The organism is Sinomonas halotolerans, assembly GCF_039615075.1.
Taxonomy (GTDB): domain Bacteria; phylum Actinomycetota; class Actinomycetes; order Actinomycetales; family Micrococcaceae; genus Sinomonas; species Sinomonas halotolerans.
The window spans coordinates 79818-100752 of sequence record NZ_JBDFRB010000002.1; the positions used below are offsets into that span (position 1 = coordinate 79818).

Annotated in this window: 19 protein-coding genes; 14 read left to right on the forward strand and 5 right to left on the reverse strand. The window is 72.5% G+C overall.

Annotation, left to right across the window (positions count from 1 at the left end):
• Nucleotides 1-148 precede the first annotated feature (148 nt).
• The 4 genes from ABCQ75_RS02875 (at nt 149) to ABCQ75_RS02890 (ending at nt 4577) form a co-directional block, all read left to right on the forward strand.
• On the forward strand, nt 149-1753 hold the full coding sequence (locus ABCQ75_RS02875) for a S1C family serine protease (protein WP_345883010.1): 1605 nt from the start codon (nt 149-151) through the stop codon (nt 1751-1753).
• Between the two features lie 219 nt (nt 1754-1972).
• Nucleotides 1973-2773 (forward strand): electron transfer flavoprotein subunit beta/FixA family protein, encoded by an 801-nt coding sequence (locus ABCQ75_RS02880; protein ID WP_345883230.1) that lies wholly within the window; start codon nt 1973-1975, stop codon nt 2771-2773.
• A 14-nt stretch (nt 2774-2787) separates the two neighbouring features.
• On the forward strand, nt 2788-3783 hold the full coding sequence (locus ABCQ75_RS02885; protein WP_345883011.1) for an electron transfer flavoprotein subunit alpha/FixB family protein: 996 nt from the start codon (nt 2788-2790) through the stop codon (nt 3781-3783).
• The gene (locus ABCQ75_RS02890) at nt 3783-4577 is read left to right on the forward strand and encodes a PIG-L deacetylase family protein (RefSeq protein WP_345883012.1); all 795 of its coding nucleotides are present in this window, start codon (nt 3783-3785) and stop codon (nt 4575-4577) included. Before ABCQ75_RS02885 ends, ABCQ75_RS02890 begins: the two co-directional genes overlap by 1 nt.
• Nucleotides 4578-4610: 33 nt before the next feature.
• Here the strand turns inward: ABCQ75_RS02890 and ABCQ75_RS02895 are convergent, their stop codons facing one another.
• Entirely contained in the window at nt 4611-5078 is a 468-nt protein-coding gene (locus ABCQ75_RS02895) for a tRNA (cytidine(34)-2'-O)-methyltransferase (protein ID WP_345883013.1), read from the reverse strand.
• Nucleotides 5079-5189: 111 nt separating this feature from the next.
• Nucleotides 5190-6179, reverse strand: a complete 990-nt coding sequence (locus ABCQ75_RS02900) for a J domain-containing protein (RefSeq protein ID WP_345883014.1) — start codon at nt 6177-6179, stop codon at nt 5190-5192.
• Between the two features lie 82 nt (nt 6180-6261).
• Here ABCQ75_RS02900 and ABCQ75_RS02905 point away from each other — a divergent pair, with 82 nt between their 5' ends.
• The gene (locus ABCQ75_RS02905; protein WP_345883015.1) at nt 6262-7221 is read left to right on the forward strand and encodes a diacylglycerol/lipid kinase family protein; all 960 of its coding nucleotides are present in this window, start codon (nt 6262-6264) and stop codon (nt 7219-7221) included.
• 95 nt (nt 7222-7316) lie between these two features.
• Here the strand turns inward: ABCQ75_RS02905 and ABCQ75_RS02910 are convergent, their stop codons facing one another.
• Nucleotides 7317-7751 carry a hypothetical protein gene (locus ABCQ75_RS02910; protein ID WP_345883016.1) on the reverse strand — a complete coding sequence of 145 codons (435 nt, stop codon included), beginning with the start codon at nt 7749-7751 and terminating at the stop codon, nt 7317-7319.
• A gap of 93 nt (nt 7752-7844) precedes the next feature.
• Here ABCQ75_RS02910 and ABCQ75_RS02915 point away from each other — a divergent pair, with 93 nt between their 5' ends.
• Complete coding sequence (locus tag ABCQ75_RS02915) at nt 7845-8546, forward strand: winged helix-turn-helix transcriptional regulator (protein ID WP_345883017.1); 702 nt, start codon at nt 7845-7847, stop codon at nt 8544-8546.
• Between the two features lie 41 nt (nt 8547-8587).
• On the forward strand, nt 8588-9829 hold the full coding sequence (locus tag ABCQ75_RS02920) for a cysteine desulfurase family protein (protein WP_345883018.1): 1242 nt from the start codon (nt 8588-8590) through the stop codon (nt 9827-9829).
• A gap of 47 nt (nt 9830-9876) precedes the next feature.
• Here the strand turns inward: ABCQ75_RS02920 and ABCQ75_RS02925 are convergent, their stop codons facing one another.
• Nucleotides 9877-11127, reverse strand: coding sequence for an NAD(P)/FAD-dependent oxidoreductase (locus ABCQ75_RS02925; RefSeq protein ID WP_345883019.1), 1251 nt, complete (start codon nt 11125-11127; stop codon nt 9877-9879).
• 96 nt (nt 11128-11223) lie between these two features.
• On the opposite strand from ABCQ75_RS02925, the gene mnmA reads away from it, so the two are divergent.
• Nucleotides 11224-12381, forward strand: a complete 1158-nt coding sequence (mnmA, locus tag ABCQ75_RS02930) for a tRNA 2-thiouridine(34) synthase MnmA (RefSeq protein WP_345883020.1) — start codon at nt 11224-11226, stop codon at nt 12379-12381.
• Between the two features lie 178 nt (nt 12382-12559).
• Here the strand turns inward: mnmA and ABCQ75_RS02935 are convergent, their stop codons facing one another.
• Nucleotides 12560-13417 carry a phosphatidylinositol-specific phospholipase C/glycerophosphodiester phosphodiesterase family protein gene (locus ABCQ75_RS02935; RefSeq protein ID WP_345883021.1) on the reverse strand — a complete coding sequence of 286 codons (858 nt, stop codon included), beginning with the start codon at nt 13415-13417 and terminating at the stop codon, nt 12560-12562.
• A 224-nt stretch (nt 13418-13641) separates the two neighbouring features.
• Here ABCQ75_RS02935 and ABCQ75_RS02940 point away from each other — a divergent pair, with 224 nt between their 5' ends.
• From ABCQ75_RS02940 to ABCQ75_RS02965, 6 genes are all read left to right on the forward strand, one after another.
• Nucleotides 13642-14691 (forward strand): metallophosphoesterase family protein, encoded by a 1050-nt coding sequence (locus tag ABCQ75_RS02940; RefSeq protein ID WP_345883022.1) that lies wholly within the window; start codon nt 13642-13644, stop codon nt 14689-14691.
• Nucleotides 14692-14988: 297 nt separating this feature from the next.
• Nucleotides 14989-16620: an ABC transporter substrate-binding protein gene (locus tag ABCQ75_RS02945; protein ID WP_345883023.1), complete on the forward strand. Its 1632-nt coding sequence runs from the start codon at nt 14989-14991 to the stop codon at nt 16618-16620.
• Between the two features lie 82 nt (nt 16621-16702).
• A complete protein-coding gene (locus ABCQ75_RS02950; protein WP_345883024.1) occupies nt 16703-17797 on the forward strand; it encodes an ABC transporter permease in 1095 nt (364 codons plus the stop codon).
• Nucleotides 17797-18762, forward strand: coding sequence for an ABC transporter permease (locus ABCQ75_RS02955; protein WP_345883025.1), 966 nt, complete (start codon nt 17797-17799; stop codon nt 18760-18762). The genes ABCQ75_RS02950 and ABCQ75_RS02955 overlap by 1 nt, the downstream gene beginning before the upstream one ends.
• Nucleotides 18759-20531: a dipeptide ABC transporter ATP-binding protein gene (locus tag ABCQ75_RS02960; RefSeq protein ID WP_345883026.1), complete on the forward strand. Its 1773-nt coding sequence runs from the start codon at nt 18759-18761 to the stop codon at nt 20529-20531. The genes ABCQ75_RS02955 and ABCQ75_RS02960 overlap by 4 nt, the downstream gene beginning before the upstream one ends.
• Entirely contained in the window at nt 20509-20934 is a 426-nt protein-coding gene (locus ABCQ75_RS02965) for a chorismate mutase (RefSeq protein ID WP_345883027.1), read from the forward strand. Before ABCQ75_RS02960 ends, ABCQ75_RS02965 begins: the two co-directional genes overlap by 23 nt.
• Nucleotide 20935: the final 1 nt, after the last annotated feature.

A 20935-nucleotide genomic window follows, 5' to 3' on the forward strand; every position in this document is an offset into this window, starting at 1 on the left:
CTGCTCGCCGCCCGGCGGGGGCTCCGTTCCGCCCGGAGCGAAACACGCCCCGGCATACGGCGGGCTCTCAGTGAACTTCCAGAGAACGGATGTGTCCGGCACAGCTTGACGGGCCATAGTGGAATCAGTTCACGAAAGGACGCGAGTGATGAACGAGAACGGCGCTCCCCGGGACGGCACGAACGGGCCTTCCGGCAGCATTCCCGAGAGGCCCAGCTCCCCGCCGGCGCAGCCCCGATACGGCCAGTACGCGCCCACGTCCTCCGAGGGGCACACGCAGGCCGCACAGCCCGAGGCGCGGCAGGGCCAGACGCAGCCCACTGCGGACCAGCCCACCCGGGTCCACCCCACCCAGCCCCCTCCGACCCAAACCCACTCCACTCAGCCGCCTGGCCCGTTCCCCGCGGCCTGGGGCCAGCCTCCACAGCAGGGTGCCCGGCCCGGGCCGGGCGAGCACGGTGCCGTCGGCCCGTACGGCGCGGGCCAGTACGGCGCCGCCCAGAACGCCGCCGGCCAGTACGGCGCCGCGTTCCGCCCCGACCCCCAGTCCCCGCAGCAGCGCCAGCAGCGCCGGTGGGGAACGGGCGCGCTCGTGGGCGGCATGCTCGTCGCGGGCCTCGTGGGCGGTGGCGTGGGCGCCGGGGCGACCGGCCTGCTCGGAACCCAGGGCGTCGGGGCCGCGCCAGCGGTCCAGGGCGCCCCCGTGATCGTGAACAACCAGGACAGCGTCAATGCCGTGACGGCCGCGGCCGCGAAGGCGGCCCCGAGCGTCGTGACGATCGGGGTGAGCTCCGGCAACTCCTCGGGCACCGGTTCCGGGGTGGTGATCGACGATGAGGGCCACATCCTCACCAACACGCACGTCGTGACCCTGGACGGCCAGGTGGCCGATCCCTCGATCGAAGTGCGTGCGAGCAATGGCGCCGTGTACAAGGCAAAGCTCATCGGCACGGACCCGCTGAGCGACCTCGCAGTCGTGAAGGTGGACGGCGCGGGGCTTCCCGCGGTCACGATCGGCGACTCGGGCAAGCTCAACGTGGGCGACATCGCCGTGGCCATCGGCGCCCCCTTGGGCCTGGACAACACGGTGACGGACGGGATCGTCTCGACGCTCAACCGCACCATCTCGGTGGCCTCGGCCGCCGCTCCCAAGGGCGAGGACCAGTCCCAGGGGGACAGCGGCGAGGACTTCCGGTTCGCGCCCCCTGGCGGCGAGGAGCAGCAGAACAGTGCCAAGAGCAGCGTGAGCATCAACGTCATCCAGACGGACGCCGCGATCAACCCGGGCAACTCCGGAGGCGCGCTCGTCAACAGCAGCGGTGAGCTCATCGGCGTGAACGTCGCGATCGCCTCCGCCGGCTCGGGCTCGGCCAGCGGCACGGCGGGGAACATCGGCGTGGGCTTCAGCATCCCGTCCAACTACGCCAAGCGGATCGCCGAGGAGATCATCGCGGACGGCAAGGCGACCCACGGCCAGCTCGGGGTCTCGGTGAAGCCGCATGCGGCGAACGGCACGAGCTCGTCGTTCTCGGCCGGCGCGCAGGTGGTCGAGGTGACCTCGGGCTCGGCAGCGGACAAGGCCGGGATCCGCAAGGGGGACGTCATCACCTCCTTCGCGGGGCGGCACGTCGGCGACGCCGCCGAGCTCACGGCGGCGGTCCGCGAGCAGGCTGCGGGCGCGACTGTGAAGGTCACGCTCAAGCGGAGCGGCCAGTCGCAGGAGGTCGACGTGACCCTCGGTGCGGCGTCGTAGCACCCCGAGGGGTCCTGCGGTGCGGCGCCCGCCACGGCGTGCGCCGACATGCAGCGTCAACTGGGCGAGCGCTCGGCCCGCGGCGTGTGGTTAGCTAGGGCTTGCCCGGCTGCCGCGGCCGCGGGCCGTTCGCGTATCCCCGAACCGCGCCGCTGGGCCACCTGCGCCGCGGACGGCTCCCGGCGCGGTTGGACCCGCGAGTATGGAAGGCCATTGACTGTGGGAGACACCCTCAAGATCGTCGTGCTGGTCAAGCACGTCCCCGATGCGCAATTCGACCGTCACATCGGCGCTGAGCGCACCCTCGACCGCTCGGAGAGCATCCTCTCCGAACTGGACGAGTACCCCCTCGAGGCCGCGCTCAAGCTGAGCGAGGCCCGCGGGGGAGAGAAGGCAGGCAACCAGGTGATCGCCCTCACCATGGGCGGGCCGGACGCGGCCAATGCCCTCAAGAAGGCCCTGCAGATCGGCGCGAGCTCCGGCGTGCACCTCAGCGACGAGGCGCTCGCAGGCTCCGATGCGTGGGCGACGGCGCTTGCGCTCTCCGCGGCCATCAGGCACCTGGGCGACGTCGACCTCGTCCTCACCGGAATGGCCTCGACCGACGGCGAGACCTCGCTCGTCCCCGCCCAGATCGCCGAACGGCTCGACCTGCCGCAGCTCACGTTCGCGTCCTCGCTCGAGGTGGACGGCCGCACGGCCCGCATCGAGCGCGACGGCGAGGGGTTCTCCGAGACGGTCGAGGCGCCGCTGCCCGCCGTCGTCTCGGTGACGGACCAGATCAACGAGCCGCGCTACCCGAACTTCAAGGGCATCCTCGCCGCCAAGAAGAAGAAGATCGCCACCCTCACCCTCGCCGAGGTGGGGCTCGACGCCGGCCGGGTCGGCTCTGCGGGGTCGCTCACCGCCGTCGAGTCCGCGGAGCCGCGCCCCGCGCGCACCGCAGGCACGATCATCACCGACGAGGGCGACGCCGGCGTCAAGCTCGTCGACTTCCTGGCCGCGCAGAAGCTCATCTGAGGGAGAGAAGAACCATGACTGCTGAGAACGCCTCCGCACACGTCCTCGTCGTCCTCGACGCTCCCGCGGACGCCTTCCGCAAGGCCCAGCTCGAGCTCCTCGACGCCGGCCGGTTCCTCGGCACGGTCTCGGCCGCAGTGGCCGGGCCCGTGCCCGACGCGGCCCGCGCGCAGCTCGCCGAGCACGGCGTCGCGACCGTGTACACCCCCTCCGGCGCCGACCTCTCCGACTACCTCGTGGGGCCGACTGCGGCGTGGCTCGCCGACGTCGTCGCGGCGTCCGACGCCGATGCCTCCGCGGGCGGTCGGGTCACCACCGTGCTGCTCGAGAACTCGCCGTCCGGCAAGGAGACCGCGGCGCGGCTCTCCGTCCGCCTGGACGCCGGCGTCGTGACGGACGTCGTGGCGCTCGAGGCCGACGGCACTGCGCACAAGTCCGTCCTGGCCGGCTCGTACGAGGTGCGCGCGCGGGCCACGACCCCGGTCGCGGTGCTGACTGTGAAGCCGAACCTCGACCTCTCGGCCGCCCCCGCCGCAGGCGGCGCCGCCGCGGTCGTCACGGTGCCCGTCCCTGAGGGGTCCCTCGCCACCGCGGCGCGCGTGACCGGCCGCACCCAGAAGCCCCGCTCGGGCAGGCCCGACCTCTCGGAGGCGCGCGTCGTCGTCGCCGGCGGTCGGGGCACGGACGGCGACTTCGGCCCGATCGAGGAGCTTGCGGACGCCCTGGGCGGTGCCGTGGGCGCGTCCCGCGCCGCGGCGGACGCCGGGTGGGTGAGCCACGACCTCCAGGTGGGCCAGACCGGCAAGACCGTCTCACCGCAGCTCTACATCTCCGCGGGCATCTCCGGCGCCATCCAGCAGAAGGCCGGCATGCAGACGTCCAAGGTGATCGTGGCCGTGAATGCTGACCCCGAGTCGCCGGTGTTCGAGATCGCGGACTTCGGGATCGTGGGAGACCTCTTCGACGTGCTCCCGCAGGCCACGGCCGAGATCAAGCGGCGCCGCGCCTGATGCCGGAGTCCTCGCCGTCTGCCGTTCCCTCCTCGGCCGAGAGCGGGTTCGACCCGGGCCGCCACCAGGTCAGGAGGGTCGTGGCGTTCGGCGCCCATCCCGACGACCTCGACTTCGGCGTCTCGGGCACGGTCGCGGCGTGGGCGAAGGCCGGCGTCGAGGTGCACTACTGCATCATGACGGACGGTGACGCGGGGGGATTCGACCCCGCGCACCGGGCCGGGATTGTCGCCATGCGGCACGAGGAGCAGCGCGCAGCCGCCGCGCTCGTCGGGGTGTCCGAGGTCCATTTCCTGGGCTACCGGGACGGCTACCTCGAGCCCTCGCACGAGGTGATGAGGGACGTCGTCGGGCTCATCCGCCGGGTGCGGCCCGACGTCGTCCTCGCGATGCACCCCGAGCGGAACTGGGACCGCATCCAGAAGTCCCACCCGGACCACCTCGCGTGCGGCGAGGCGGTGACCCGTGCCGTCTACCCGGCCGTGGAGAACCCGTTCGCGTACCCGGAGCTCGCCGAGGCCGGCCTCGACGCATTCAAGGTTCCGTGGCTCTGGCTGTACGCGGGACCGGCTGAGAGGACCAACCACCGGGTGGACGTGACCGACTGCGTCGAGGCGAAGATCGCGGCGCTGCACGTGCACATCAGCCAGCACCCGGACGCCGCCGCGATGGAGGCCTCCGTCCGCACCCGGATGGAGGCCTCCGCCGCGGCGGCCGGCTTCGCCGAGGGCGCCGCGGCGGAGGAGTTCCACGTGGTCTCGGTCAACAACCCGGACACGATCGCGGGCTTCTGAACCGCCCCCGGACCGACGGAGGCCAGCGGGCCGTCAGGCCTGGGCGCCTGCGTACCCGTTCTGCCGCCAGGCCTCGTAGACCGCGATGGAGGCGGCGTTGGCGAGGTTGAGCGAGCGGCGCGCGGGCTGCATGGGCAGGCGGACCCGGGCGGTGACGCGGGGATCGGCGAGGACGTCCGCGGGCAGGCCGACCGACTCGGGCCCGAAGAACAGGACGTCGCCGGGCTCGTACGCGATGTCCGCGAACCGCGTCTCGCCGTGGGACGTGAAGGCGAAGACGCGCGCCGGCAGGAGCGCGGCGAACGCGTCGTCGAGGCTCTGGTGGACGGTGACCACGGCGAGGTCGTGGTAGTCGAGTCCGGCCCGGCGCAGCTTGGAGTCCTCGAAGTCGAAGCCGAGCGGCTCGACGAGGTGCAGCTCGGAGCCGGTCACCGCCGCGAGGCGGATGGCGCTGCCGGTGTTGCCGGGGATCTCGGGCGTGTAGAAGAGGATGCGGAACACGCGTCCATCCTAGGGGGCCGCGGCCTCCCGGCGTCCCGGAGGGGCTGGTGGAGCCGTAGGGAGCCAGCCGGAAAGGGGCCAGCCCGCCGGAACCAGCCAGCCGGGAAGGGATCAGTGCAGTCCCGTGAGGAGCCTCGCGAGGGCGGGGACGAACACGGTGTTCGGCTGCGGGCCGGAGGACAGGAAGTGCCTCAGCTCCCGCACGAACTTGGACGCATTGAGCGGCTCGATGATCCCCTCGGCCCCGCGCCGGACGTCGATCACGGGCTCGTGCGGGTTGCCGTCCGGGGTGGCCACGAGCACGAAGCCCTGGACGTTGAGCTCGGGGAAGAGGTTCTGGAAGTGGCGGACCTGGTGCGCGAGCAGGGGCGGCGCCACCGTGCGGGAGCCGTGCACGAGGTGCGCGCCGTCCCACGCGTAGTTGCCGCGCGGCACGAGCATCGACTCGACGAGCGCGAGGCGGTATCCGGCAAGCACCGCGTGGCCGATGTGCGCGGAGTCCGCGGGGGAGCGCAGCCCGTTGAGCAGCCGCGCGGAGGGGATCTGCGCGAGGACCTGCCGGCGGATGAGCGCTGCGGTGCTGCGCTCGCGCTGGATCCTCGCCTCGGCACCGAAGAGGCCGCGGCGGCGCGGCTCGCCGTGCTCGGGCCGTGCGGCGATGTCGGCTGGCACGAGGGGGACAACGCCCTCGGCGAATGGCGGCTCGTACACGGCCGGCTCGGCCCACTGGCTGCGCTGCCCGGCCGTGCGGCGGGCGTGCGCGTGGACGCCGCCGTCCGCCGTCGTGCCCGCGGCGGCCGACGGCGCACCCTCCGCGCGCCCGCTGTGTTCCTCCCGCCGCCCACTGTGTTCCTCCCGCCGCCCACCCTGTTCCTCCCTCTGGGGCGAGCTCGTGAAGTAGCTGCGGTCGTAGGCCGTGCGGCGGTCCGGGCGGGAGAGCACCTCGAAGGCGAGGGTGACGCGGCGGAACTCGAGGGGATCGCCCCCGTGGTCGGGGTGGTGCTGGCGCGCGGCACGGCGGTACGCCCGCTTGATCTCGGCCACGCTCGCGGTGACGGGCACGCCGAGGACCTCGTAGTGGGAGGGTACGTGCGCCATCATGCGTCCCATCCTAGGACTGGCCGGGTAGTCGTTCCGCGCGGGGGAGCGCGCCCGGACGGCTGCTCTGGAGCATAATCGGGCCATGACGGACGAGCCTGTGATCCCCGACACCCGCGAGGCCGGCGCTCCCGTGCCCGGACGCCGCACGCCGCCACGGATCGTGGTCGCCGTGAACCCGTCCGCGCACGGGGGCCGCGGCGCACCGGGGGCGCAGCGGGCGGTGGCCCTGCTGCGGGAGCGGGGCGCGGACGTCCTCGAGCTGCGGCGCGAGGGGGCACGGGAGCTCGCCGAGGCCGTGGCCGGATCCCTGGACGGCGCGGATGCGGTGGTGGCCGTGGGCGGGGACGGCGTGGTGAACCTCGTGGCGAACGTCCTCGCGGGGACGGATACGCCGCTGGGAGTCATCCCGACCGGGACCGGCAACGATGCCGCGCGCCTGCTCGGGATCCCCCTGCAGGATGTGGGGGCGGCGGTCGACGCCGTGTTCGAGGGCCTCGGCGGGCCCGTCCGCAGGATCGACCTCGGCCGCGTCGAGTGGGACGGCGGGCACCAGGACTTCGTCAACGTGGCCTCGGCCGGCTTCGACGCACGGGTCGCGGAGCGCGCCAACCGGTGGCGGTGGCCGCGCGGGCAGGCCAAGTACACGGCCGCGATGGTCCGCGAGCTCGCCTCGTTCCGTCCGCTCCCGATGACGCTCACGGTCGACGGCGCGCGGCGGGAGATCCGCGCGATGCTCGTCTCGGTGGCGAACGGGCCGGCCTTCGGTGGGGGCATGCTCGTGGCGCCCGAGGCGAGTGCAGAGGACGGGAGGCTCGACCTCGTGGTCCTGAGCCCGCTCTCGCGGCCGGCGTTCGTGCGGGTATTCCCGAAGGTCTTCCGCGGCGAGCACGTGGGCCACCCGGCGGTGGGGATCGAGCCCTGCACGAGCGTGCGGATCGAGGCCGAGGGGGTCGTGGTCTACGCCGACGGCGAGCGGATCGCGCCCGCGCCGGTGCGGATCAGCATCGTGCCCCGGGCGCTCGCGGTCCTCGCGCCCTCCTGATGTGGAGGCCGGCCCCCCGCGGTCCATCGCGGCCGGGGCCGGCTCCCCGTCCCGTCGAACGGCCTCCCGTCCCGTCGAACGGCCTTCCGTGCTGGTCAGCGGCGGCCCCAGGAGAGGCGGGCGAGGGCCAGCGCCCCGACCATGAGCCCGAAGTCGCGCAGCGCCACGTCATAGGCGGTGCCGAGCACGAGCAGGTTGAGGATGATCCCCAGCAGCCACGCGGCCACGACGGGAGCGCCCCACCGAGGCTTCCACGCGACGAGCAGGCCGGCGGCGATCTCGATCACCCCGACCGCGTACATGAAGGCCTGGGCGCCAATCGGGACGATCGCGGTGGCGGCGGGGGCGAGGTAGTCCGGCCAGTACGCGAGGAGGTTGAAGAACTTGTCGAGCCCGAAGAGCACGGGCGCGACGCTGTAGAGCGTGCGCAGCATCAGGAATGCCTGGTCGGCCGCGGAGGCCGCTGCAGTCCTGGCGTCCCGCCGCCGGAGGGAGAGGCGTCTGTGGGAGGACGCCGAGGGTGCGGACATGTTGACCACTCCTTTCCAAAATCGATAGCTCAGATTTTAGAACTGGGCCCTCTCTAAAACAAGATGCTGCAATTTTGGAACTACCATGGAGCCATGGACTCGGAAGGGCACCGCAACCCCGGATGGCGGGACCGCTTGAGGGCGCTCGCCTCCCTTGACGACGAGCGCCGGCGTGCGCTCTACCTCCACGTGCGCGACGCCGGCCGGCCGGTCGGGCGGGACGAGGCCGCGGACGCGCTGGGCCTCTCCCGCGGAGCCGCTGCGGCCCATCTCGACCGCCTCGTGGACGATGGCGTGCTCTCGGCGTCGTTCGCGAAACGGCCCGGTTCCGGGGGGCCCGGCTCCGGGAGGCCCTCGAAGTTCTATTCCGCCGCGGTGGGCGAGGTGGCAGCCGCCGTGCCCGAGCGCGCCTACGACCTCGCCGGCGAACTCCTCGCCGCAGCCCTCGAGAGGGCCGCGGCGACCGGGGAGCCCGTGCACACGAGCCTGGCCGCCGTGGGCCGCGAGGCCGGTGAGCGGCTCGGCCGGGCGCATGCGGCCATCGACGAGGCGCTGGACGCCACGGGCTACTCGCCGCGCCGCCTCGAGGACGGGGCGATCGAGCTCGGCAACTGCCCCTTCCACCGCCTCTCGCGGGGGCACCGGGAGGTGGTCTGCAGCCTCAACACCGCGCTCCTCACCGGCGCGATCGCCGCCTGCGGGGGGCGGTACGGGCTCGAGCCGCTCGAGCCGGGCGAGGGGACGCCCTGCTGCGCGCGGCTCGTACCAGGGGAGGGACCCGGCACCCAGGGGTGACCCGGCACCCGGGGGAGTGGCTCGGCGCCTACAGTGGAAGGGTGCCCGCCACGCCCGAACCCGTCTACCTCGACCACGCCGCCACGACCCCGGTGAAGCCCGCAGCGCTCGCGGCCTACACGGAGCAGGCCGCCCGCGGCGGCAACCCGTCCTCCCTGCACGCGTCAGGCCAGGCCGCCCGGCGGGTCCTCGAGGACGCCCGGGAGTCCCTCGGGGCCTCGCTCGGCGCGCATCCCACCGAGGTCGTCTTCACCTCTGGCGGCACGGAGGCGGACAACCTCGCGGTCAAGGGCCTCTTCTGGGCCCGGAGCGCCGAGGACCCACGCCGGCGCCGGATCCTGTGCTCGTCGGTCGAGCACCACGCGGTCGCGGACGTCGTCGAGTGGCTCGAGAAGCACGAGGGCGCCGAGGCCGTGTGGCTCCCGTCGCTGCCCGACGGCGCCCTCGACCTCGCCGCGCTCCGGGCCGAACTCGAGCGGGCCCCCGGTGAGACGGCCCTGCTCGCCCTCCTGTGGGCCAACAACGAGGTGGGCACGGTCCAGCCCGTGCGTGAGGCCGTGGAGCTAGCGGCGGCGCACGGGGTGCCGGTCCACTCGGACGCGGTGCAGGCGTTCGGGCACCTCCCGCTGGACTTCGCCGCATCGGGGCTCGCGACCATGGCGGTGAGCGGGCACAAGCTCGGCGCCCCCGTGGGGACGGGCGCGCTCGCGGTGCGGCGCGACGTCGTCCTCACCCCCGTCCAGCACGGCGGCGGGCAGCAGCGCGGACTCCGCTCCGGCACCCTGGACGCGGCGGGGGCGAGCGCCTTCGCGGTCGCGGCCCGGGAGGCGGTCGGGGCGCTCCCCGGCGAGGCGGCCCGGCTCTCTGCCCTGCGCGACGCGCTCGTGGACGCCGTCCTGACGGCCGTTCCCGACGCCGTCCTGAGCGGACCCGCCGAGCGGGGGGACACGCCGTCGCGCCTTCCCGGGATCGCCCACTTCACGTTCCCCGGCTGCGAGGGCGACTCCCTCCTGTTCCTCCTGGACATGGCCGGGATCGCTGCGTCGACCGGTTCCGCCTGCACCGCCGGCGTGCCCCGCCCCTCCCATGTGCTCCTCGCTATGGGCCTGGCCGAAGAGGCGGCGCGCGGCGCCCAGCGCTTCAGCCTCGGCTGGCCGTCCACGCACGACGACGTTGCGCGCCTCGCCGCGGCGATCGGGCCCGCCGTCTCGCAGGCCCGCGCAGCGGGGATGGCCGGGCGCGAGAGCGCGATCGCGACGGCGAGCACGCGGCGTCGGCCCTGAGCCTCACTTCGGCGCCGCCTGCCACAGCCTCATGCCACAGCCTCTCGCTACAGCCCCGCGAGCTCGGCGAGCGGCACCGAGGGGTCGCGGAGCGCGTGCTCGTCAAGGCGCGCCCGCGAGGCAATGAGGGCCTTGATCGCCTTCTGCTGCTTCGGGGTGTTGACGTTCATGCCCGCCACGAGGGAGCCGTCCCGCAGCCAGAAGGCGACGAAGCCCTCGCGGGCTGCGCCCGTGTCCTCGGTGCTGCCCCGCAGCACGAGCGTGGCGCCGCGCACGAGCTGGGTGTAGCCGGAGTACTCCATGCTGAGCCCTGCCTGGTCCGTGTAGAAGTAGGGCGGGTTGTCCAGCTGCGCATCCCGGCCGAGCATCGACCTGGCCGCGACCTTGCCGCCGGTGAGGGCGTTGTGCCAGTGCTCGCTGCGCACGTGGTCCCCCGTTGCGGGCTGGAGGGAGCTCGCGACGTCGCCCGCCGCGTAGACGTCCGGGATGCTCGTGCGCAGCGAGGAATCCGTGACGATCCCGTCCCGCACAGCGATGCCGGCCTCGTGGGCGAGCTCCGTCTCGGGCGCCGCGCCGACGGCGACGAGCACGAGGTCCGCGGGGATCCGCTCTCCCGAGGCGAGCACGACGGCGGCCGCGTGCGTCCCGCTGTCCCCGGCGGCGATCTCGGCGACGTGCGCGGGCAGGCGGAACACGACGCCGGTCTCCTCCTGGGCGCGGCGGAACACGTCCGCGAGGCGCGGCTCGAGCTGGCCCAGCACCGCGGTGCCGCGGCCGAGGACCGTGACCTCGTTGCCGTACGAGCGCGCCGCCGCCGCGACTTCGAGGCCGATCCAGCCGGAGCCGATGATGGCCACGCGCTTCCCGCCCTCCGCCAAGGCCCCGCGCAGCGCGAGGGAGTCCTCGACACGGCGCAGGGTGCGGACCCCGTCGAGCTGGGCACCGGGCACGTCGAGGGGCCTTGGGGAGGCCCCGGTCGCGACCAGCAGGCGCGAGTACGGCAGCAGCGCGCCGCCCTCGAGGCGGACCATCCGGGAGCCGGGGACGATCTGCGCGGCGTTCTCGCCGAGAAGGAGCTCCACGCCGGCCTTCTCGTACCATCCGCGCTGCTCGACCGCCAGGTCCGCCTCGGCCTCCTTGCCGAGCAGGAACTCCTTGGACAGGGGCGGGCGGAGGTAGGGCACGCGGCGCTCGGCGCCCACGAGGGTGAGCGGCCCCTCGTAGCCCTCGGCGCGCAGGGTCTTGGCGGCGCTCGCGCCGGCGAGCCCCCCGCCCAGGATCAGGATCGGATGCTGCACAGACGGCCTCCCGGAATGCTCGCGGCGGCCGCGGCGGGAGCGCGCGGCCGTGCTTGGGCCCGGCCGCGGCCGGGCAGCTGCGGCTAGAATAGACCGGTGCGAGTTCTGGCAGCCATGAGCGGTGGAGTGGATTCTGCGGTCGCCGCTGCCCGCGCCGTGGAGGCCGGGCACGACGTCGTCGGGGTCCACCTCGCCCTCAACCGCATGCCCGGCACCCTGCGGACCGGGAGCCGCGGCTGCTGCACGATCGAGGACTCCAACGATGCGTGGCGCGCGTGCGACAGGCTCGGCATCCCCTTCTACGTGTGGGACTTCTCCGAGCGGTTCAAGGCCGATGTGGTGGATGACTTCGTCGCCGAGTACGCTGCCGGGCGCACCCCGAATCCGTGCATGCGCTGCAACGAGCGCATCAAGTTCGCCGCGCTCCTCGAGAAGGCGCTCGCCCTCGGGTTCGACGCCGTGTGCACCGGCCACTACGCCAAGATCCTCCGGGACGCGGACGGGAACCCGGAGCTGCACCGCGCCGCCGACTGGGCCAAGGACCAGTCCTATGTCCTGGGCGTCCTGACCGGCGAGCAGCTCGAGCACTGCCTCTTCCCGCTCGCGGACACGCCCTCCAAGGCGGAGGTCCGCGCGGAGGCGGAGCGCCGCGGCCTGTCCGTGGCGAAGAAGCCGGACAGCCACGACATCTGCTTCATCTCCGACGGCGACACGCGCGGGTGGCTCGCGGAGCGGATCGGGATGCAGCCCGGGGACATCCTCGACGAGACTGGTGCGAAGGTCGGCGAGCACGGCGGCGCGAACGCCTTCACCGTGGGGCAGCGCAAGGGCCTGCGCCTGGGCCGGCCGGCGCCGGACGGCCGTCCGCGCTTCGTCCTCGAGGTCCGGCCCAAGGACAACACCGTGGTGGTCGGGCCAGAGCGGCTCCTCGCCGTCGGCGAGATCCGCGGCATCCGCGTCTCGTGGGCCGGGCGCCCGCCGGCCGAGGCGACGCGGACCGAGGGCACGGCCTTCGGTGCCGAGTTCCCGTGCCACGTCCAGGTGCGGGCGCACGGGGACGCGCTCCCGGCGCGGGCACGCCTCGAGCGCGGCGCGGGCGGGGAGGGCGCGTCCGACGACGTGCTCGTCGTGACGCTCGAGACGCCCCTGCGCGGGGTCGCGCCCGGGCAGACGCTCGTGCTCTACCAGGGCACGCGCGTGCTCGGCCAGGCGACGATCGACACCGCCCGCTCCCTCGAGCGCGAATCCGCCTGACCTCCCGGACCTGTCTCCCGAAGCCGGCGCCTGAGGCCGTCTCCCGAAGCCGGCGCCTGAGGCCGTCTCCCGAAGCCGGCGCCCGCACCGGCGCGCCGAACCGGCGCACACAACGGCGATGCCGGGGAACGGCCCGGTTGACCGTTCCCCGGCATCGCAGCGCTGGGAGCTTGGGGAGCTAGGCCGCGTGAGCCTTGAGGAAGGCCTCGAGCCCGGCGAGGTCGTCGGTGTTGATGTGGTCCACGCCGGCGTCGAGCAGCTCGGTCCACAGCGCGTCGCGCGCGGGGCCGGGGACATCGTTCGTCGCCCAGAAGCGGACGGCGTAGCCCTTGCTGTGGGCCAGGTCCACGTAGGCGTGCAGGCGCTCGCGCTCCGCTGCGGGCATCGGGCCCACGCCCTGCCACGTGAAGAGCTTGGTCCAGTTGTTGCTCACGAGGGGCATGAGCTCGGGCGCAGGCCCGGCGGCGAGGTCCGTGGCCCGGCCGTCGTAGAAGCCGAAGCGGCGCTCGGCCGCGGCCATCGTGGCGAGGGGGCGGTTGCCGCTGACGACTGCCTGGACGGGGCCGGGGATGGACTCCCCGTGGGTGTAGCGGGTGAGGATCGACGGGTGGTCGGCGAGGGCCTCCTCGACGGCGGCGTACGTGGTCTCGGCGTCGCTCTTGATGTCGATGAGGAGCTGGAAGGTGCCGTCCCAGCCGGGGTAGACGCTGTGCCCGTTGTGGTGCACGAGGTCCTCGAGGGGCTCGAGGTAGAGCGACTCGAGGGTGCGGCCGGGCTTGACGTCCTCGCGGTCGTGGGCCACGAGGAGCTCGCCGTCCACGAGCCACACGTCCGCCTCGACGCTCGTGAAGCCGTGCCCGAGGGCGTCGAAGAGCGGGCGGGCGTGCTCGTAGTCGTTGTGGGCGTGCGCCTGCTCGAGCGGGGTGCCGAGGACGGCATCCGTGTGGACATGGCCTGCCGGGGTGACGGCCTGGGCCGGGGCGGTGGTGAGGCCCGCGGTCGCGAGCGTCAGGAGGACTGCAGCAAGGGTCTTCATGCTCCGGTCTTTCTCTCGGGGGGAGGGGGACCCGCCACATCCCACCGCTGCGGGGTGAACGCGGGATGGACGCGGAGTGCCGGCGAGGCCAATTCCGGCGCAAGGGACGCCCGTGCCCGTTCTCCGTCCGTACACCTGCGCTCCCCCTGCGGGTCCCCGGCGGCGCGTACGGTGCGGCCTGGGAGCCGGCGCGAGGCTGGCGCCCAACTGACCGAGGAGGACCCATGAGAGCACCCCGTCACACCCGCGCGGCGGCCGGAGCCGCGGCGGCCGCACTGTGCGCCCTCGCCGTCTCTGCTGCCGCTGTTGTGCCTGCTGCCGCGGACCCGGCCCACGCCGCCGACAAGGACGCGCTCAGCTTCGCCGTCATCGGCGACGTCCCCTACGGGGCGGCGGACATCGGGACGTTCCCATCCAAGGTCGCGGACATCAGCGCCGACCCCGGGCTGGACTTCGCCGTCCACGTGGGGGACATCAAGAGCGGCTCGATGCAGTGCACCGACGCCTACTTCGAGCGCATCCGCTCCGACTTCGATGCGTTCACCGTGCCGCTCGTCTACACCCCCGGGGACAACGAGTGGACGGACTGCCACCGCGCCAGCAACGGCTCCTACAACCCGCTAGAGCGCCTCGCGACGCTCCGCGAGGTCTTCTTCGACCGTCCGGGCCGCACACTCGGTGCGACGATGCCGGTCGCGAGCCAGGACTCCCTCGGCCTGCCCGAGAACGTCTCCTTCACCCACAGCCGCGTCGCATTCGCCGCCCTGCACATCGTGGGCAGCAACAACTCCATGATGCCGTGGTCCGGGCTCGGCCTCACCGAGCCGACTCCCGAGCAGGCCGCCGAGGTCGAGGCCCGCACCGAGGCAGGTCTCGCGCTGATGCGCGAGACGTTCGCGGCGGCCAGGCAGCGCAACGACCGCGCCGTGGTGCTCTTCACCCAGGCGGACATGTTCGACCCCGGCTATCAGGACGGCTGGCAGATCGACGCGTTCACGCCGTTCGTCCAGGCGCTCATCGAGGAGTCCGAGGCGTTCGGCGGCCCGGTCTACCTGTTCGACGGCGACAGCCACTCGTACCACGAGGACCGTCCGCTCGCCGAGGGCTCGGTGTGGCTCGAGCGCTACGGCGTCGAGGGCTCGGCAGACGGGCTCCAGCGCGTGACCGTGGACGGCGCGGCCGGAGTGGACAACTGGCTGCGCGTCGCGGTGGCGCCGAACGCCCTCCGGGATGGGGACGTCGTGAGCTGGCAGAGGATCCCCTACTCGGGCTGACGCACGCGGCGCCTCCGGGGCGCACGACGGCGGGAGGCGAGTCCCGTCGTCGTGCGCCCCTTTGCATCTCGAACGGGCGGGACGCGGTGACCCAGGACGCGGCGCCCCAGAGCGCGCGGGGGTCCGACGCGCGTTGACCGGGGCGCAAAGGTCACCGTTCGGTTGCGATTCCTTCAAACGGTTGTTTCACGATGCCCGTCCGGTGGTTGAATCGGGGCATCAGGACTGTGCTCCGCGTCACTCCCCGAAGAGGGGGGGTGCGGGGCGCGGCCGCGATTCGACAAGAGAAGGTCACTGATGGCAAAGACCACTTCCGCCGTGCGGAGCGCCCTCGCGCTCGCCGGCATCTCCGCCCTCGCGCTCACGGCATGCACAGGCCCCTCGGGGGGAGGGGCCGCCCCGAGCGGCACGGCCGGGGGGCCCATCACCGTGGGCACCACGGACAAGGTCACGTTCCTCGACCCTGCGGGCTCGTACGACAACGGCTCGTTCATGGTCATGAACCAGATCTATCCGTTCCTGCTCAACTCCAAGCCCGGCAGCGCGGAGCCGGAGCCGGACATCGCAGAGTCGGCCGAGTTCACCTCGCCGAAGGAGTACACGGTCAAGCTCAAGAGCGGGCTCACGTGGGCCAACGGCGACGCCCTCGACTCCGCGGACGTCAAGTTCACGTTCGACCGCCAGCTCAAGATCAACGACCCCAACGGGCCGGCGTCCCTCCTGGGCAACCTCGAGCGCGTCGAGGCCACCGACGCCACGACGGTCGTCTTCCATCTCAAGGCCGAGAACGACCAGACCTTCCCGTTCATCCTCACGAGCCCCGTCGGCCCGATCGTGGACGACAAGGCCTTCTCCGCGGACAAGGTCATGACCGATGAGGAGATCATCGAGAAGAAGTCGTTCGCCGGTCCCTTCACGATCACCTCGTACCAGAAGAACCAGCTCGTCTCCTTCCAGGCCAATCCGGACTACAAGGGCATGCTCGGGGCCCCCGCCACGGGCACCGTGAACCTCAAGTACTACGCGGACTCGAACAACCTCAAGCTGGACGTCCAGCAGGCCAACATCGATGTCGCGTGGCGCTCGCTCACGGCCACCGACGTCGAGAGCCTCGCCGGCGATTCGAAGGTCAAGGTCCACAAGGGCCCCGGCGGCGAGCTGCGCTACATCGTGTTCAACTTCGACACGATGCCGTTCGGGGCGAAGACGCCCCAGGCGGATCCTGCGAAGGCCCTTGCCGTGCGCCAGGCAATGGCCCACGTTGTGGACCGCGATGCCCTCGCGCAGCAGGTCTACAAGGGAACCTATCTGCCCGCGTGGTCCTACGTGCCGGACGGCTTCGAGGGCGCCACCACCTCGCTCAAGGAGCAGTACGGGGACGGCAGCGGCAAGCCGAGCCTGGAGAAGGCCAAGAAGGCCCTCTCAGACGCGGGCGTGACCACGCCGCTGAGCATCAACCTGCAGTACAACCCGGACCACTACGGGAAGTCCTCCGGTGACGAGTACGCGATGGTCAAGCAGCAGCTCGAGGACTCGGGCCTGTTCAAGGTCAACCTCCAGTCCACCGAGTGGGTCACGTACGCGAAGGAGCGGACCAAGGACGTCTACCCGATCTACCAGCTCGGCTGGTACCCGGACTACTCGGACGCGGACAACTACCTCACGCCCTTCTTCTCCGAGAACAACTTCCTCAAGAACCACTACAGCAACGCCGAGGTCCAGGACCTCATCGCGAAGCAGCTGGTCAACCCGGACAAGGACGGGAGGAAGCAGCAGATCGAGCAGATCCAGGACGCAGTCGCGAAGGACCTCTCGACCCTGCCGCTGCTCCAGGGTGCCCAGGTCGCCGTGGCCGGCGCGGACGTCAAGGGGGTCGAGACGACCCTCGATCCCTCGTTCAAGTTCCGCCTCGGCGTCCTGAGCAAGTAGCCGCCCCCACCGCACAGGCTCCGGCGGCGGGTCGCTTCCAGCGTCCCGCCGCCGGCGTGTGCCAGAAGGACCCCCACTCCACATGACTGCCTTCACAGAGACACCCCCCGAGGCCGCCGGCGCGCCCGCGCCCGTGGCCGCGGCCCGCAGCGCCGGGGGAGGGCTCGGCACCTACCTCCTGGTGCGGTTCCTCCTCATCTTCCCCACCGTCCTCATCCTCGTCACCATGGTCTTCTTCCTCATGAGGATCACCGGCGACCCGATCACGGCCGCGCTCGGAGGCCGGCTCCCCGCGGACCAGCTCGAGGCGCGCATCCACGAGGCGGGGTACGACCGCCCGATCCTCCTCCAGTACGCCGAGTACCTGGGCCAGGTGTTCACCGGGAACTTCGGCCGCACCATCTCGGACAACCGCGCAGTGACCGAGATGCTCACCACCTACGGGACCGCGACGCTCGAGCTCGCGCTCAACTCCGTCCTCGTGGCCCTCGCGATCGGGATCCCGCTCGGCATGCTCGCCGCGCACCGGCGGGACAAGGGCCCGGACGCGGTCCTGCGCGTCACGGCGATCCTGTTCTACGCGACCCCGGTGTTCTTCGCGGGGCTCCTGCTCAAGCTCGTGTTCTCCGTGTGGCTCGGCTGGCTGCCGGTCAACGGGCGCGCGTCCACGTCCACGGAGCTGGCGCTGAACGGTCTCGCGGCGCCCTCGGGCATCTACTGGCTCGATGCCCTGCGCAGCGGGAACCTGCCCGCGTTCTGGGACGTGGCCGAGCATGCGGTGCTCCCTGCCCTGGCCCTTGGCCTCCTCACAGCCGGGGTGTTCCTGCGGCTCGTGCGGACCAACCTCATCGGCACGCTCGGGCGGGACTACGTCGAGGCCGCGCGCTCCCGGGGCGTGGGCGAGTTCCGCCTCGTGGCACGGCACGCGTACAAGCCCGCACTCATCCCCATCATCACTGTCATGGGCCTGCAGATCGCCCTCCTGCTCGGCGGCGCGGTCCTCACGGAGACGACCTTCGAGTGGAAGGGCCTGGGCTTCCAGCTCGCCCAGTACCTCACGGCCCGGGACTTCGTGGCCGTCCAGGGCATCGTCGTGCTCCTGGCCGTGATCGTCGCCGTGACGAACTTCGTCGTGGACGTCGTCGCCGCGCTCATCGACCCGCGAGTGAGGTACTGATGCCCGCCCAGCCCGCGCCCATCATCGAACGCCGCATTCCCCTCAGGGACCGCCTCCCGGTCCTGTCCCACGTTCGGCGGAGTGCCGGCCTGCAGCGGGGCATGCTCGTCGCCGGCCTCGTCCTCACGGGCGCGTTCGTCCTCACCGCGGTGCTCGCCCCCGTGATCGCGCCCTACGGCTACGCGCAGATCGCCGACTCCTCCGGGAACTTCCCCACGCAGGCCGCGCCCAGCGGCCAGCATCTGTGGGGCACCACCGTGAGCGGGTTCGATGTCTTCTCGCGCGTCGTGTGGGGCACACAGACCGCCGTGCTCGTGATCGTCGTCGCCGTGGCACTGTCGATCTTCGCCGGCGTCGCGCTCGGGCTCGTCTCCGGGTACATGGGCGGCTGGCTCGACCGGATCCTCGTCGTGGTCGCCGACGCCGTCTACGCGTTCCCGTCGCTGCTCGTGGCCATCGTCATGTCGATCGTCATCAGCGGAGGGCAGTCCAGCCTGTGGGGCGGCATCCTCGCGGCGGCCATCTCCATCACCGTGGTCTTCATCCCGCAGTACTTCCGGGTGATCCGCGCCGAGACCATCCGGCTCAAGGCCGAGCCCTTCGTGGAGTCCGCGAAGGTCGTGGGCGCCTCGAGCTGGCGGATCATGGCACGGCACATCTTCCGCAACGCCACCCGCACCATTCCGCTCATCTTCACGCTCAACGCCTCCGAGGCGATCCTGACCCTCGCGGGACTGGGCTTCCTCGGCTTCGGCATCGAGCCGACGAGCGCAGCCGAATGGGGCTTCGACCTCAACAAGGCGCTCTCCGACGTGACTGCCGGGATCTGGTGGACCGGGGTCTTCCCCGGGCTCGCGATCGTCCTGACGGTCCTCGGGCTCACGCTCGTGGGGGAGAGCATGAACGACCTGGCCGATGCGCGCATCCGCACGCGCGGCCGCCAGCGGAAGGGAACCGCAGCATGACACAGGACCCCAGCGCCATCGGCCCGAACGCCACGGGCCCGAAGGCCACGGGCCCCGCCGCGCGCCCCGGGCCGGTCCTGCAGATCCGGAACCTCGACGTCTCGTTCGCGACCGACGCCGGCCCCGTCGCCGCGGTGCGCGGCGTGAGCCTGGACGTCCGCCCCGGCGAGGTGCTCGCGGTCGTCGGCGAGTCCGGCTCGGGCAAGACGGTGACGGCGAAGTCGGTCCTGGGCCTCCTGCCTGAGACCGCCACGTGCTCCGGAGCGGTCGTGGTGAACGGGCACGACGTCGTCGGCCTCACCCGGCGCGAGCTGCGCGCCCTCCGGGGACGCGACGTCGCCATGGTCTTCCAGGAGCCCTCCACGGCGCTCAACCCCGTCTTCACCGTGGGCTGGCAGATCGCCGAGGGCCTGCGTGCCCACCGGGGCCGCGACGGGAAGCGCATCAGCCGCAGGGAGGCCCGCGAGCGCGCGGTCGACGCGCTGCGCAAGGTGGGGATCCCGGAGCCGGAGAAGCGTGTGGACCACTACCCGCACCAGTTCTCCGGCGGGCAGAAGCAGCGGATCGTCATCGCCGCCGCCCTGGCCCTCGACACGGGCCTCATCGTCGCCGACGAGCCGACCACGGCCCTCGACGTGACGGTCCAGGCGGAGATCCTCGAACTGCTGCGGGACCTGCGGGACCTCTACGGGACTTCGATCGTGCTCATCACCCACAACATGGGCGTCGTCGCGGACCTCGCGGACCGGGTCGTCGTCATGTACCAGGGCGAGGTCGTGGAGGAGGCGCCCGTGCGCACCCTCTTCGCCGAGCCCCGCGAGGACTACACGCGCCGCCTTCTCGCCGCCGTCCCGCACCTGGGCCGGAACTCCGCCTCGGCAGGCGCCACGGCGCGGATGCACGACGGCGGCGAGGTCCTCGTGCGCGCCGAGAACCTGGGCATCGTGTACCCCGGGCGGCTCGGCAGCCCCGCCTACCGGGCGGTCGAGGACGTCTCGTTCACCGTCTCCGCGGGCGAGGTGTTCGGCCTCGTGGGCGAATCGGGCTCGGGCAAGACCACGATCGGGCGCGCGATCGCCGGGCTCACCCGCGCGACGGGCGGGAGCCTGACGGTGCTCGGGCACGAGATGGTCGGATTCCGCGAGCGCTCGTTCCGGCCCCTGCGCAAGGACATCGGCTTCGTGTTCCAGGACCCGGCGGCCTCGTTCAACCCGCAGCTGACCATCGGCGAGTGCATCGCCGAGCCCCTGCACGTCCACCTCGGCCTCGCGCCGCACGAGGTGCGCCGCAGGGTCGGCGGGCTGCTCGAATCGGTGCAGCTCCCGGCGTCGTACGCCGCGCGCTACCCCCACGAGCTCTCGGGGGGCCAGCGCCAGCGCGCCTCCCTCGCGCGGGCCCTCGCCCTCGAGCCGCGGCTCGTCATCGCGGACGAGCCGACCTCGGCCCTCGACGTGTCCGTCCAGGCCAGGGTCCTCGAGCTCTTCCGCGGGATCCAGGCCGAGCTGGGCTTCGCGGCGCTGTTCATCAGCCACGACCTCGCGGTCGTGGACGAGCTCAGCCACTGGGTCGGGGTGCTCTACCGGGGCAGGCTCGTCGAGCAGGGCGTCGGCAGCCAGGTCATGGGCGCCCCCCGCCACGAGTACACGAAGCGGCTCATCGCCTCACTGCCGGTGCCCGACCCGGCAGAGCAGGAGCAGCGGAGGAAGGCGCACCGGGCGCTCGCCGTCGGCACCTACACTGGTGCCCATGACCGAGCAGCACCGCAGTGACTCCGCCATGCCCGCGAGAACGGACTACGACCCGAGCGCGAGCTCGCTGGCCGGGCAGGTCGACCCGGCCGTCATGGAGGAGCTCCTGTCGATCCGCTCGAGCATCGACAACTTCGACGCGACGCTCGTGTACCTCCTCGCCGAGCGGTTCAAGGTCACGCAGCGGGTCGGGGTGCTCAAGGCCCAGCACCACCTCCCGCCGGCGGACCCGGCCCGTGAGGCGGCGCAGATCGCGCGCCTGCGCCGCCTCGCCGAGGACGCCCAGCTGGACCCGGCCTTCGCCGAGAAGTTCCTGAACTTCATCATCAGCGAGGTGATCCGCCACCACCAGGCGATCTCGGAGGACGTCTCCTCGCGCCGGTCCGCGGCGGACGGCGGCACCACGGCCCCCGCGGACTCCTGAG

Bases quoted from the DNA above. Each gene is read 5' to 3' on its own strand.
- ABCQ75_RS02875 (WP_345883010.1), top strand. From the start codon at position 149: ATGAACGAGAACGGCGCTCCCCGGGACGGCACGAACGGGCCTTCCGGC.
- ABCQ75_RS02885 (WP_345883011.1), top strand. From the start codon at position 2,788: ATGACTGCTGAGAACGCCTCCGCACACGTCCTCGTCGTCCTCGACGCT.
- ABCQ75_RS02940 (WP_345883022.1), top strand. From the start codon at position 13,642: ATGAGAGCACCCCGTCACACCCGCGCGGCGGCCGGAGCCGCGGCGGCC.
- ABCQ75_RS02935 (WP_345883021.1), bottom strand. From the start codon at position 13,417: ATGAAGACCCTTGCTGCAGTCCTCCTGACGCTCGCGACCGCGGGCCTC.
- ABCQ75_RS02945 (WP_345883023.1), top strand. From the start codon at position 14,989: ATGGCAAAGACCACTTCCGCCGTGCGGAGCGCCCTCGCGCTCGCCGGC.
- ABCQ75_RS02965 (WP_345883027.1), top strand. From the start codon at position 20,509: ATGACCGAGCAGCACCGCAGTGACTCCGCCATGCCCGCGAGAACGGAC.
- ABCQ75_RS02890 (WP_345883012.1), top strand. From the start codon at position 3,783: ATGCCGGAGTCCTCGCCGTCTGCCGTTCCCTCCTCGGCCGAGAGCGGG.
- ABCQ75_RS02900 (WP_345883014.1), bottom strand. From the start codon at position 6,179: ATGATGGCGCACGTACCCTCCCACTACGAGGTCCTCGGCGTGCCCGTC.
- ABCQ75_RS02910 (WP_345883016.1), bottom strand. From the start codon at position 7,751: ATGTCCGCACCCTCGGCGTCCTCCCACAGACGCCTCTCCCTCCGGCGG.
- ABCQ75_RS02905 (WP_345883015.1), top strand. From the start codon at position 6,262: ATGACGGACGAGCCTGTGATCCCCGACACCCGCGAGGCCGGCGCTCCC.
- ABCQ75_RS02950 (WP_345883024.1), top strand. From the start codon at position 16,703: ATGACTGCCTTCACAGAGACACCCCCCGAGGCCGCCGGCGCGCCCGCG.
- ABCQ75_RS02955 (WP_345883025.1), top strand. From the start codon at position 17,797: ATGCCCGCCCAGCCCGCGCCCATCATCGAACGCCGCATTCCCCTCAGG.
- ABCQ75_RS02960 (WP_345883026.1), top strand. From the start codon at position 18,759: ATGACACAGGACCCCAGCGCCATCGGCCCGAACGCCACGGGCCCGAAG.
- ABCQ75_RS02915 (WP_345883017.1), top strand. From the start codon at position 7,845: ATGGACTCGGAAGGGCACCGCAACCCCGGATGGCGGGACCGCTTGAGG.